Raw genomic sequence first — 12,851 nt, 5'->3', positions numbered from 1 at the left:
AGGCAATCATCATCTGCTGGCGCATCGGTTCGACAACTGCAAACCAACGCGCCTGATCAGTCAGAGCAGCGCGGCGGTTTCGGTCAGCACCTGCTCGCACCACTGCTCAACGCGCTCGTCGCTGACCTCGAACTGATTCACATCATCCAGCGCCAGACCCACAAACTGCGAACCATCAGCAGTCAGCGGTTTCGGGCTGGTAAACTCATAGCCCTCAAGCGGCCAGTAGCCGACAAAACGCACGCCCATTGGCTGCAGCAAATCGTGCAGCATGCCAAGCGCATCTAAAAACCACTCGCCATAGCCAATCTGATCGCCCATGCCATAGAGCGCGACAATCTTGTTTTGCAGATTCAGCGCGGGCAGCTGCGTCCAGATCGCCTCCCAGTCCTCCTGCAACTCACCGAAATCCCAGGTCGGGATGCCCATGATCAGCAAATCGTACTGCTCCATCAGGCGCGGGTCGTCATCTTTGACGTTATGCAGCCTCACTAACTCTTCGCCAATAAAATCGCGAATTTTCTCCGCTACGATTTCGGTGTAACAGGTACTGGAACCGTAAAAAAGACCGATTTTCATGCAGATAACACTCTGTAAATACTGACTTTGGCGCAATTGTACCAGAAGCGCTGCTGAATCAGGCATAATGAGCATGATTTTACACCAGACGGCGGAGATAACGTGCAGGACAGCGATCTGACAGAACAGTTTCTTGATGCGCTCTGGATTGAACGCAATCTGGCGCAGAACACGCTCTCCTCTTATCGTCAGGATCTTCAGACGCTGACCGGCTGGCTGGCGCATCATCAGCTGACGCTGCTCAGCGTGACGCCACTGGATCTGCAGCAGTTCCTGGCCGAACGGCTGGAGGGGGGCTACAAGGCGACCAGCTCAGCGCGGCTGCTCAGCGCCATGCGTCGCTTGTTCCAGTATCTTTATCGCGAAAAGCTGCGCCCGGACGATCCCAGCGCGCTGCTGTCCGCACCAAAACTGCCCCAGCGTCTGCCGAAAGATCTTAGCGAAGCCCAGGTTGAGCGGCTGTTGCAGGCACCGGATACCAACATCCCGTTAGAGTTGCGCGACAAAGCGATGCTGGAAGTGCTCTATGCCACCGGCCTGCGCGTGTCTGAACTGACTGGCCTGACGCTCAGCGACATCAGCCTGCGACAGGGGGTGGTCCGGGTTATCGGTAAAGGGGATAAAGAGCGGCTTGTCCCGTTAGGTGAAGAAGCGGTTTACTGGCTGGAGCAATATATGGAACATGGTCGTCCGTGGCTGCTCAACGGGCAGACGCTGGACGTAATGTTTCCCAGCAACCGGGCGCAGCAGATGACGCGCCAGACCTTCTGGCATCGAATTAAGCACTACGCCACGCTGGCGGGTATTGATAGCGAGAAGTTGTCGCCGCATGTCATGCGCCACGCCTTTGCGACCCATCTGCTGAACCACGGCGCGGATCTGCGTGTCGTACAGATGTTGCTGGGACATAGCGATCTCTCCACCACCCAGATTTATACGCACGTCGCTACTGAGCGTCTGCGTCAGTTACATCAACAACACCATCCGCGAGCCTGATTCGCGGCCATAAGGATAAAAATGAACAAGCATTTTGCCATGCTGGCCCTGTTAGCCAGCGCCTTTTCCGGTCTGGCCCATGCCGATGACAGCGCCATTCAGCAATCCCTTAAAAAGCTCGGTCTGAACCAGACGGAGATCAGCCCGTCACCGCTGCCAGGTTTTAAAACCGTGCTGTCTGAAAGCGGTGTGCTGTATGTTACAGACGACGGCAAACATATGATCCAGGGCCCGCTCTATGATGTCAGCGGCAAACAGCCCGTTAACGTCACCAATCAGTTGCTGGACAAAAAAGTCGAGGCGCTGGTGCCGGAGATGATCGTCTACAAAGCGCCAAAAGAGCAGCACGTGATCACGGTCTTCACCGATATCACCTGTGGCTACTGTCACAAGCTGCACGAGCAGATGGCGGACTACAATGCGCTGGGCATTACCGTGCGCTACCTGGCGTTTCCGCGTGAAGGGCTGAATGGTCAGATCGCACCGGCGATGAAAGCGATCTGGTGCAGCGCTGACCGTAATAAAGTGTTCGACGAGGCGATGAAAGGTAATGCGCCGAAGATGGCCGCGCCGGACAGCTGCAAAATTGATATTGCTCAGCACTACAAACTGGGCGTGCTGTTCGGCATTCAGGGCACTCCTGCAATGCTGACCGACACCGGCATGATGATACCGGGTTATCAGTCGCCGCAGGAGCTGAAGCAGGTGCTGGACAATCAGAAGCGTGGTGGTTAATCGGTGGTAAAACAGGATGTAGAACTCCGTCGCCGTGAGGTAACGGTTGACGATGCGCTACCGGCCACGCTGCCGCCGCTGCTGAAACGACTTTATCTGCAACGCGGCGTATGTGACGCTGCGGAGCTGGAGCGCGGTGCAAAAAACCTGCTGCCCTATCAGTCCTTAAGCGGGATTGAAAGCGCCGTGGAACTGCTGCATCAGGCGCTGCTGGATGGGCGTCGCATTATGGTAGTGGGCGACTTTGATGCCGATGGTGCCACCAGTACCGCACTGACGGTCATGGCGCTGCGCAGCATGGGCGGCGGCAACGTGCAGTATCTGGTGCCTAACCGCTTTGAAGATGGTTATGGCCTCAGTCCGGAAGTGGTTGAGCAGGCGCGCGCGCGTGGTGCCGCAATGATTCTGACGGTCGATAACGGCATCTCCTCTCATGCCGGTGTAGAGTGCGCGCATCAGCACGGTATTCCGGTGCTGATTACCGACCACCACCTGCCGGGCGAAACCCTGCCGGCCGCTGAGGCGATCGTGAATCCCAATCTGCAGGACTGCAACTTTCCTTCACGCGCGCTGGCGGGCGTGGGCGTTGCGTTCTATCTGATGCTGGCGCTGCGCGCCCATCTGCGTATCCAGGGCTGGTTTGGCGCTACCCGCACTGAACCGAATCTGGCAGAGATGCTGGATCTGGTCGCGCTCGGCACGGTTGCTGATGTGGTGCCGCTCGACGTTAATAACCGCATTCTGGTGTGGCAGGGGCTCAGCCGCATCCGGGCCGGAAAATGTCGGCCAGGCATCCGGGCGCTGCTGGAAATTGCGAATCGCGATGCCCGTCAACTGGCGGCCAGCGATCTCGGCTTTGCGCTGGGGCCACGGCTCAACGCCGCAGGCCGCCTCGACGATATGTCGGTGGGCGTGGCGCTGTTAATGACCGACGATCTTAGCCAGGCGCGCATGCTGGCCAGTGAGCTGGATGCGCTGAACCAGACGCGCAAAGAGATAGAGCAGGGCATGCAGAGTGAAGCGCTGGCGCTGTGTCAGGCGCTGGAGCGTGAACAGAGCGATCTGCCGCTGGGACTGGCCTTCTATCATCCCGAATGGCATCAGGGCGTGGTGGGCATTCTCGCCTCTCGTCTGAAAGAGCGTTTCCATCGTCCGGTCATTGCCTTTGCGCCCGCGGGCGACGGCACGTTGAAAGGCTCGGGCCGCTCGATTGCCGGTCTGCATCTGCGCGATGCGCTGGAGCGCCTGGACACGCTGAATCCCGGCCTGATGCTGAAGTTCGGTGGTCACGCCATGGCGGCCGGTTTATCACTGGAAACCGCACGCTACGAGGAGTTTCGTCAGCGCTTTGCCGACCTGGTCGGAGAGTGGCTGGATGGCGAAGCCCTGCAGGGCATCATCTGGTCTGATGGCGCGTTACAGCCGCAGGAGTTTTCGCTGCAGACCGCAGAGATGCTGCGCGAAGCGGGTCCCTGGGGCCAGGCCTTCCCGGAACCTGCGTTTGACGGCAAATTTAAGCTGCTGCAACAGCGGCTGGTGGGCGAGCGGCATCTGAAAGTGATGGTCGAGCCGCTGGATGGCGGTCCGCTGATCGACGGTATCGCCTTTAATGTCGATACCACGCTCTGGCCCGACAGCAGTATTCGTCAGGTCGAACTGGCTTATAAGCTGGATATTAATGAGTATCGCGGTAATCGCTCGGTGCAGCTGATCATCGACCATATCTGGCCGCTCAACTGATTCAGACAGGGTGCGCGCATCGCCTGCCATGGCAGATGCGCGACAGTCTGATTATCTCCGGCGTTAAGCTGCTGCGCGCGAGGATGTCACATAAATGCGACGCCTCACGCAACCCCGGCATCCGCCCGCTGTCTCAGCGCTACAATCTGCCGCCAGTTTCGGGTAAACTTGTGCGTTAATTTTCCTGTCCCATCGAACATAAGAAAGACGCTAAAGCCATGTTTGAAATCAACCCGGTCAAAAACCGTATTCAGGACCTCAGTGAGCGCAGCGACGTTCTTCGGGGGTATCTTTGACTACGATGCCAAGAAAGAACGCCTCGAAGAAGTAAACGCCGAGCTGGAACAGCCCGATGTCTGGAACGAACCTGAGCGTGCTCAGGCGCTGGGCAAAGAGCGCGCCTCGCTGGAAGCGATCGTGCAGACGCTGGATCAGATGTCGCAGGGCCTGGAAGATGTGCAGGGTCTGCTTGAACTGGCCGTAGAAGCGGAAGACGAAGAGACCTTCAACGAAGCCGTTATTGAGCTGGATGTCCTTGAGGGCAAGCTGGGCGAGCTGGAATTCCGCCGCATGTTCTCTGGCGAATATGACAGCGCCGACTGCTACATCGACCTGCAGGCGGGTTCGGGCGGCACCGAAGCGCAGGACTGGGCCAGCATGCTGATGCGTATGTATCTGCGTTGGGCGGAAGCGAAAGGCTTCAAAACCGAAATTATCGAAGAGTCTGAAGGTGAAGTTGCGGGCATCAAATCTGTGACCATTCGCGTATCAGGCGACTACGCCTTTGGCTGGTTACGCACCGAAACGGGCGTTCATCGCCTGGTGCGTAAGAGCCCGTTCGATTCCGGCGGCCGACGTCACACCTCGTTCAGTTCCGCCTTTATCTATCCGGAAGTGGATGACGATATTGATATCGACATCAACCCGGCCGATCTGCGTATTGACGTCTATCGCGCGTCAGGTGCGGGCGGTCAGCACGTTAACCGGACAGAATCAGCGGTGCGTATTACCCATATTCCAACCGGTACCGTCACCCAGTGTCAGAATGACCGTTCTCAGCACAAGAACAAAGATCAGGCGATGAAGCAGATGAAGGCGAAGCTGTACGAGCTTGAGATGCAGAAGAAAAATGCTGAGAAACAGGCGCTGGAGGACAATAAGTCCGATATCGGCTGGGGAAGTCAGATCCGTTCTTACGTTCTCGATGATGCACGCATCAAAGATCTGCGCACCGGCGTAGAGACGCGTAACACCCAGGCGGTGCTGGACGGCGATCTGGATCGATTCATTGAAGCTAGTTTAAAAGCAGGGTTATAAGGAACCGACATGTCTGAACAACAACCGCAGAGCGCTGATGCCGCCGTTGAGTTAAATAACGAACTGAAAACGCGTCGCGAAAAGCTGAGCGTGCTGCGTGCAAATGGCGTGGCGTTTCCTAACGATTTCCGTCGTGACAGCCTCTCTGACCAGCTGCACGCCAGCTATGGCGAGAAGAGCAACGAAGAGCTTGAAGATCTCGGCATCGAAGTGAGTGTTGCTGGCCGTATGATGACCCGTCGCATCATGGGTAAAGCCTCTTTCGTGACCCTGCAGGATGTGGGTGGCCGCATTCAGCTGTACGTTTCGCGTGATGACCTGGCGGAAGGGATCTACAATGAGCAGTTCAAAAAGTGGGATCTCGGCGATATCCTCGGCGCGCGCGGCAAGCTGTTTAAAACCAAAACCGGCGAACTGTCGATTCACTGTTCTGAACTGCGCCTGCTGACCAAAGCCCTGCGTCCGTTGCCGGACAAGTTCCACGGCCTGGCCGATCAGGAAACCCGTTACCGTCAGCGTTACCTTGATCTCATCGCCAACGAAGAGTCTCGCAACACCTTCAAAATTCGTTCGCAGATCATGGCTGGCATTCGCCAGTTCATGGTGGGCCGCGACTTTATGGAAGTGGAAACCCCGATGATGCAGGTGATCCCGGGCGGCGCGTCTGCGCGTCCGTTTATCACTCATCACAATGCGCTGGATATCGACATGTATCTGCGTATTGCGCCAGAGCTTTATCTGAAGCGTCTGGTGGTGGGTGGCTTCGATCGCGTGTTCGAGATCAACCGTAACTTCCGTAACGAAGGTATTTCGCCACGTCATAACCCTGAGTTCACCATGATGGAACTCTATATGGCCTATGCGGATTACAAAGATCTGATCGAGCTGACCGAAAGCCTGTTCCGTACGCTGGCGCAGGACGTGCTGGGCAGCACCGTAGTGCCTTACGGCGAGCAAGAGTTTGATTTCGGCAAGCCGTTTGAAAAACTGACCATGCGTGAAGCGATCAAGAAATACCGTCCGGAAACGGATCTGGCCGATCTGGAAGACTTCGATAAAGCCGTGGCGATTGCACAATCCCTGCACATCAAAGTGGAGAAGAGCTGGGGTCTGGGCCGTGTCGTAACCGAGATCTTTGAAGAGACGGCAGAAGCGCATCTGATTCAGCCGACCTTTATTACCGAATATCCGGCTGAAGTCTCGCCGCTGGCCCGTCGCAATGACGAGAACCCGGAAATCACCGATCGCTTTGAGTTCTTCATTGGCGGTCGTGAAATCGGTAACGGTTTCTCCGAGCTAAACGATGCGGAAGATCAGGCTGAGCGTTTCCTGCAGCAGGTGAATGCCAAAGATGCGGGTGATGACGAAGCGATGTTCTATGACGAAGACTATGTCACCGCGCTGGAACATGGTCTGCCGCCAACTGCCGGTCTGGGCATCGGTATTGACCGCATGGTGATGCTGTTCACCAACAGCCATACTATCCGCGATGTCATTCTGTTCCCGGCACTGCGTCCAGGCAGTAAGTAAGTAAGTAAGTAAGTAAGTAAGTAAGTAAGTAAGTAAGTAAGTAAGTAATATCCTGCCCTGAGCACAGGATAAAGCTGCACCTCAAAGGTCTGTTTCAGGCTGATTAGGGTGCAGCTTTTTTATATCTGTAACGACCATACGATATCGCGTGGCAATGTAACTAAAGGGATTGAGTAGCAAACAGTTATCCTAAAAAAGACTTCATAAGCAAAGTTTCGTTCTTTTTGAAAGGAATACTTGCCCGGTAAATAGAATTGTTTAAATGGTAATTTAATAATTAATTTTAAAAAAAACAGTTCTCGAACCAATTGAATGTGAAAAATTGCATGAAGCTGCTTCAGTAACCTGTTGTTAATTATCATTAAAAATAAAGGTATTTAAGTGATGAGCTTTTTTTTATCGTTAAAGTAATAATATCTGTAATTTTAGGTTGCATGTTTTAAATGTTAAAGCACGTTAAGATTAAGCCCTGTCTGTTTATCTCATTATCATTTTCCCGATAAAAATTCACGCTATTCTCTATTTATGGCAGCATGTATTTAACAGGGGTAATTATAATGAGCTACGACTGGTTCATTCTTGGTGACGACGAGATGCTTTTATTCGGTGCGCAGGCGCTGGCGAATAGTATGCTGACTGGCAGAGCCATTACTATTACGATAAAACGTGTGACACTGCTGGAATTGATGAGGATTGATGCAAATTATAAGCGCAGTAAAAAAAAGAGCGTCGCCATAGTTCCCGATGACATGTATGAGGTATTAAAAACTTTTTCTGGTATGGACACGATAGAGGTTGTGTCCAGCAAAATGAGCTTGCTTTCCTATTCTGCAATAATAAATGACGCCATTCTGTTAAATGAATCAGTTAAATCAGTTAAATCAGTTAAATCAGTTAAATCAGTTAAATCAGTTAAATCAGTTAAAGATGACTATACAATGCGCTCCTTGTTTCTTACCACTAAAGAGAGACGTTATTGCTATATGCTTTACAATGGCATACCTAGTAAAAAAATTGCCATTTATTTTCAGTGCAATAGTAAAAACATCAGTTATCTTAAGCGAAAGATAATGTCAAAATGGAAATGTAGAAATAAAATAGAATTTTACAAAATGATTAACTATTTTTATCATTAATTGTAGGGTTTTATTTTAATCAGATTTTTGCTCAGCCCTGGCACTAACATAACAAGCTGCGATTGTTAATAACCCAAAGGCTGAGCTGTAATCCCCATAGTGCATCATACTCATCCTTTCTCCTCTGTTGCCTAATCCCCGCCTGGTGATGCGTTTGTCGTAGATAAAAGCGACTAAAATGCCCACTGTTGTGTTCTGATTTCATTCTTTTATCAAAAAACAGAATAGTTGGTTTGCAATCCGGTTTAACAACTGGACATCTGAATTTTTTCATATTCATTGTGGTTTGACAACGCTTGTTCTTTTTTATTTAAACACTAGGGCTAATGATCCGGTCAACGACTGAATGCCAGCAAGAGTGAAATTCGATTAAGGAATAGCGTTGTTTTTTTAATTGCACATTCAATAAACTAAGACACATATCTCCCTGAGTGAAAATTCTTAAAAATGTCAGCAGGTGTGTTACGCATCTTTACTGCGCACTCAAATGAATTATCTATTCTTTTTTTAGTTTTGTTATCATTTGATACTGGGGCTGGCATTCCTTCTTATGCCGATTTGGATTTTTCCTATAAGTTCTCTGCTTTTCATTTTTTTATTTGGTTGTATAAATAGCGCGGTCAGAGCGTGCTGGTAACGCTTCTGGGTTTTTTCAATAAAGATAAATGTTTTTCCTTAGTCCGATAACAGAATGGGTTAGGTAAACATTTATACAACACGTGTAGTCAATTTAATTTAAGGATGATGTAAATGAACTTCAATTTAAAAGCTATTGTAACTGCTATGGGTCTCGGTCTGGTACTGTCTGCTTCTATGGCACAGGCTGCCACTACTACTGTTGTAGGTGGTACAATAAAATTTGAAGGTGACGTTGTTAACGCTGCCTGTGCAGTTGATGCTAACTCGACTAAACAAACTGTACAGATGGGTCAGGTGCGTGTAGCTGATTTGAAGAAAGATACTGAAGCGTCTACCCGCATTCCGTTCACTATTGGACTGGAAAACTGTGATACCACTGTAAGTACAACTGCGGCGACTTATTTCACCGGTACAGCAGCAAGTGGTTACACCAATGCTCTGCAGGCGGGTGAAGGTACTGATGCTGCTTCAGGTGTGGGTATCCGCATGTATGATCAGGCTAGCAAGGTTGTGACGCTGAATACACCTGCAACAACGACTACCGCGCAAACTCTGGTTGATGGTTCGAACACCCTGAGCTTCAACGCAGTATATGTGGGTGTGGCTGATACCATTACAGCAGGTAACGGTGACGCTACTGCTACCTTCAATATGGTTTACAACTAATTTATCACTTAAAAGTCCGGGGGGCACTCCGGGCTTTTTTTCTGAGTAAAGATTTTATTTTCAGGGATTTTCATACTTGGAAAAAATAAAAATATCAAAACCCAACGGTCGTTTTACGCTAATTATGTCAGGGAGCTAACATGCTTAGTTTGTCTAAAAACTATAAAATATTTATAACATTGCTGAGTCTGGTGCTATCTGTTTGCTTTTCTGTCGCTCAGGCTGGTGGTGTAGGGCTGGGAGCAACACGCCTGATTTTTTCATCTCAAAATAAACAGGCTTCACTTTCCATCAATAATACAGATGATAAAAATGTATTTTTAATCAAGTCCTGGGTAGAAGACAAGGAGGGTAAAGTTACCAGTGACTTTTTAGTGACGCCTCCTCTTTTCCTGATTAAGCAGAAAAGAGAAAATATATTGAGGATTATGTCAGTAAATAAATATCTCGCTACTGACCGTGAAACCGTGTACTGGTTGAATGTCAAGGCCATTCCATCACGTCAAAAGGATACTGACAGCGAGCAGAAAAATGCATTGCAGCTAGCAATACAGTCGAGGATTAAGCTTTTTTATCGGCCTGTTAACCTTCAGGGTGATCCTATGACTGCTTATAAAGAACTGACGTTTTCTCGTGTCGGTAACGTGCTGATAGTAAAAAACCCTACGCCTTACTATGTTAACCTTGTCAATATTAAATCAGGCGATAAGAAGTTTGCGCAGATGATAGCCCCCAAATCGTCGGAGCCGCTAAATGTTGATTTACATGGTAGTAATACAATCAGCTTTCAGGCGATTAATGATTATGGTGCTACCATGCCAGTACGCTCTGCTAATATAAATTAATTTTCGTTTGGCATGGAATGGCCAGGGGGCAATTGTGCACTTTTACGATTTTCGAAAGTTAACAAAATCAAAAATAAAAAGAATCGCTGTTCTGGTTTTTTTATCCTGTTACTCAGGGGTAGGCTCTGCGGGAGAATATAACTTTGATCCCTCTTTTTTATCAGATAACCCGGAAGATGTTGCCGATTTAGCGCGTTTCAATAAAGGCCTAAGCGCCGCGCCTGGCAGTTACCATGTTGATGTTTATGTCAATGGAACGGCTGTTGGTGCACGAAATATTAATTTTTTTGAAAAAGAACGCACTAATGCACCTTCTGAACTTAGTCCTTGTCTGAATATGGAAAAGCTGCGTGACTTCAATATAAATATCGAATCACTGGAAAAACTGATTAAAAATGAAGTTGAACGTCATGCAAAATGCGTCGATATTGCACGATATATTCCTGAGTCCAGTGCCGATTTTGATGTGGAGCATTTACGACTCGATCTGAAAATACCTCAGGCGATGATGAACCGTAATGCGCGCGGATATATTCCTCCTTCCCAGTGGGATGAGGGTATCCCTGCCGCACTGTTAAGTTACGCATTCACTGGTTCCAATTCCCGTGGTGATGACACTAAAAATGACAGCTATTTTTTACGTCTGAATAGTGGTCTTAACGTCGGATCATGGCGTCTGTACGATCAGTCCAGTTTTACCTACTCAAAATCCCGTTATGGAGATGCGACGCGAGACTGGAACCATATGCAGACTTATCTGCAGCGCGCCATCATTCCGTGGGATTCTCAACTGACAGTCGGTGATACTTATACCTCATCCGAAATTTTTGACTCTGTTAGCGTTCGAGGGATCACACTTGCCACTGATGAGTCAATGCAGCCTGACAGCTTGCGCGGTTTTGCGCCTGTCATTCGCGGCATTGCTAATGGCGATTCGCAGGTTACACTCAGGCAGAACGGCAACGTTATTTATCAGTCTTACGTGCCTTCCGGTCCGTTTGAGATTAACGATCTCTATCCTACCGGCTCCAGCGGCGATATCGAGGTCACTGTAAAAGAGAAAAATGGCAACGTTCGCACTTATACAGTGCCTTTTGCTTCAGTGCCAAAACTTCAGCGTGAAGGGCATCTGAATTATTCCATCATGGCCGGACGTTTCCGGAGTACGGATGGAAATCAGTCAGAGCCATATATGACTCAGGCGTCACTACTCTGGGGGTGGCGAAACGGGATAACACTTTATGGTGGCAGTCAGGTTGCAGAGCGTTATCTTGCTTTCACAGCCGGTGCAGGTAAAAACCTTGGCTTTCTTGGTGCAATTTCGATAGATGCGACGCAGGCTAATAGTAAGATTGCCGATGGCACTCGTCATAGCGGGCAGTCTTTCCGTTTTCTCTATGCTAAATCGCTAAATGAACTAGGCACTCGCTTTGAACTATTAGGCTATCGTTATTCAACCCGCGGTTTTTATACGCTGGCGGAAACCACGCGCGAAAATATGTCAGGCGGCGTGACACACGACAGTGATGGCAATCTCGACTATTCCGGCTATTACAACCTTTATAATAATAAACGTAGCCGTGTTCAGCTTTCGCTGACTCAACAGTTGGGGCGTAACTATTCAGTCTATGCCAGCGGTAGCGATCAAAGCTACTGGAATACGGACGGCAAGACGCGTCTGCTGCAGCTTGGTTTTACCGGCATGGTAAAAGACGTCAGCTATAACCTGAATTACAGCTATAACAAAAATACCTGGAGCAGCGAAGCCGATCGCGTCTTTAACTTCTCTGTTTCATTGCCTATAGGCAAGTGGTTATCAGGAAACCGAGCCAGCAACAGTAACCTCGACTCAATGAAGGCTACGTACGGTCTTTATAATGATGGAGAAGGGAATATGACGAATACGGCTGGGTTATACGGCACCATGCTGGCTGATAAAAACCTGTCATATAACATGCAGATGGGCACTGTTAACCGTGGCAATGGCAGTACCGGTAGTCTCAATCTTGATTACTACGGTCGCTATGGACAGGTTAATGCGGGATATAGCTCCAGCCAGGATACTCACCGTGTGAACTACGGTGTGCAGGGCGGTATGGTGCTCCATCAGGATGGTCTGACACTTTCTCAACCTTTAGGTAAAACCAACGTTCTGGTGAAAGCGCCGGGCGTTAAAGATGCGGCCATTCAGAATAAAACCGGTGTGCGAACCGACTGGCGCGGCTACACCGTGGTGCCTTATGTCACTAACTATCGCCTTAATCGTATCAGTCTGGACGTAAATTCTCTTGCAGCGGATAGCGAGATTGATAACTCAGTGGTTTCAGTGGTGCCGACCGCGGGTGCATTAGTGAGGGCGGAGTTTAAAACCCACATCGGTCAGCGCGCCCTGATTACCCTGACGAATAATGGCAAGCCGTTACCGTTCGGAACCACTGTTGTGGTGATGCAGGAGGGTGATGAAGAGAGCACCGGAATCGTGGGGGATAGCGGACAGGTTTATCTTTCCGGGCTGCAACCCTCAGGAATGCTGGAAGCGGTGTGGGGGACATCGGCAAACAGTCGCTGCAGAATTCCATATCAACTGCCACAAACAAAAACGCAGCAGGATATTGTTTATCTGAAGGCCCGTTGTAACTGAGTCTGGCTAATAATAGACGGGCGCTGA

The 12,851-nt window shown here is 49.9% G+C and carries 10 protein-coding genes; 9 read left to right on the top strand and 1 reads right to left on the bottom strand.

All coding sequences use genetic code 11. From position 1 onward, the window contains the following. Window positions 1–60: 60 nt before the first annotated feature. Window positions 61–579: a flavodoxin FldB gene (gene fldB, locus F3I20_RS13720; protein ID WP_150037801.1), complete on the bottom strand. Its 519-nt coding sequence runs from the start codon at window positions 577–579 to the stop codon at window positions 61–63. 102 nt (window positions 580–681) lie between these two features. Here fldB and xerD point away from each other — a divergent pair, with 102 nt between their 5' ends. The 9 genes from xerD (at window position 682) to F3I20_RS13675 (ending at window position 12,824) form a co-directional block, all read left to right on the top strand. Beyond that, the gene (xerD, locus tag F3I20_RS13715) at window positions 682–1,575 is read left to right on the top strand and encodes a site-specific tyrosine recombinase XerD (RefSeq protein WP_150014144.1); all 894 of its coding nucleotides are present in this window, start codon (window positions 682–684) and stop codon (window positions 1,573–1,575) included. Window positions 1,576–1,596: 21 nt separating this feature from the next. Further along, window positions 1,597–2,310, top strand: coding sequence for a bifunctional protein-disulfide isomerase/oxidoreductase DsbC (dsbC, locus tag F3I20_RS13710; protein WP_150014142.1), 714 nt, complete (start codon window positions 1,597–1,599; stop codon window positions 2,308–2,310). 3 nt (window positions 2,311–2,313) lie between these two features. Then, a complete protein-coding gene (gene recJ / locus F3I20_RS13705; RefSeq protein WP_150037800.1) occupies window positions 2,314–4,050 on the top strand; it encodes a single-stranded-DNA-specific exonuclease RecJ in 1,737 nt (578 codons plus the stop codon). Between the two features lie 218 nt (window positions 4,051–4,268). Then, a protein-coding gene (gene prfB / locus F3I20_RS13700) for a peptide chain release factor 2 (RefSeq protein ID WP_150014138.1) occupies window positions 4,269–5,367 on the top strand; the annotation gives its coding sequence in 2 pieces (ribosomal slippage) (window positions 4,269–4,343 and window positions 4,345–5,367; 1,098 coding nt in all). 9 nt (window positions 5,368–5,376) lie between these two features. Continuing rightward, window positions 5,377–6,897, top strand: a complete 1,521-nt coding sequence (lysS, locus tag F3I20_RS13695) for a lysine--tRNA ligase (RefSeq protein WP_150014136.1) — start codon at window positions 5,377–5,379, stop codon at window positions 6,895–6,897. A gap of 557 nt (window positions 6,898–7,454) precedes the next feature. Next, window positions 7,455–8,033, top strand: a complete 579-nt coding sequence (locus tag F3I20_RS13690) for a LuxR C-terminal-related transcriptional regulator (protein ID WP_190286162.1) — start codon at window positions 7,455–7,457, stop codon at window positions 8,031–8,033. 750 nt (window positions 8,034–8,783) lie between these two features. Next, the gene (locus F3I20_RS13685) at window positions 8,784–9,338 is read left to right on the top strand and encodes a fimbrial protein (protein ID WP_150014132.1); all 555 of its coding nucleotides are present in this window, start codon (window positions 8,784–8,786) and stop codon (window positions 9,336–9,338) included. A 140-nt stretch (window positions 9,339–9,478) separates the two neighbouring features. After that, window positions 9,479–10,183 carry a fimbrial biogenesis chaperone gene (locus tag F3I20_RS13680; protein WP_150037798.1) on the top strand — a complete coding sequence of 235 codons (705 nt, stop codon included), beginning with the start codon at window positions 9,479–9,481 and terminating at the stop codon, window positions 10,181–10,183. A gap of 34 nt (window positions 10,184–10,217) precedes the next feature. Further along, window positions 10,218–12,824, top strand: coding sequence for a fimbria/pilus outer membrane usher protein (locus F3I20_RS13675; protein WP_150014128.1), 2,607 nt, complete (start codon window positions 10,218–10,220; stop codon window positions 12,822–12,824). Window positions 12,825–12,851 lie beyond the last annotated feature (27 nt).

This window comes from Candidatus Pantoea gossypiicola (genome assembly GCF_008632075.1).
In the GTDB taxonomy this organism is placed as follows: domain Bacteria; phylum Pseudomonadota; class Gammaproteobacteria; order Enterobacterales; family Enterobacteriaceae; genus Pantoea; species Pantoea gossypiicola.
Note: the sequence above shows the minus strand (reverse complement) of the source record. Positions and strands in the feature narration are given on the sequence as shown.

What these genes read in the sequence shown, in the direction of transcription:
- fldB (WP_150037801.1), bottom strand. Translation starts at nt 579, where the DNA reads ATGAAAATCGGTCTTTTTTACGGTTCCAGTACCTGTTACACCGAAATC.
- dsbC (WP_150014142.1), top strand. Translation starts at nt 1,597, where the DNA reads ATGAACAAGCATTTTGCCATGCTGGCCCTGTTAGCCAGCGCCTTTTCC.
- lysS (WP_150014136.1), top strand. Translation starts at nt 5,377, where the DNA reads ATGTCTGAACAACAACCGCAGAGCGCTGATGCCGCCGTTGAGTTAAAT.
- F3I20_RS13690 (WP_190286162.1), top strand. Translation starts at nt 7,455, where the DNA reads ATGAGCTACGACTGGTTCATTCTTGGTGACGACGAGATGCTTTTATTC.
- F3I20_RS13685 (WP_150014132.1), top strand. Translation starts at nt 8,784, where the DNA reads ATGAACTTCAATTTAAAAGCTATTGTAACTGCTATGGGTCTCGGTCTG.
- F3I20_RS13680 (WP_150037798.1), top strand. Translation starts at nt 9,479, where the DNA reads ATGCTTAGTTTGTCTAAAAACTATAAAATATTTATAACATTGCTGAGT.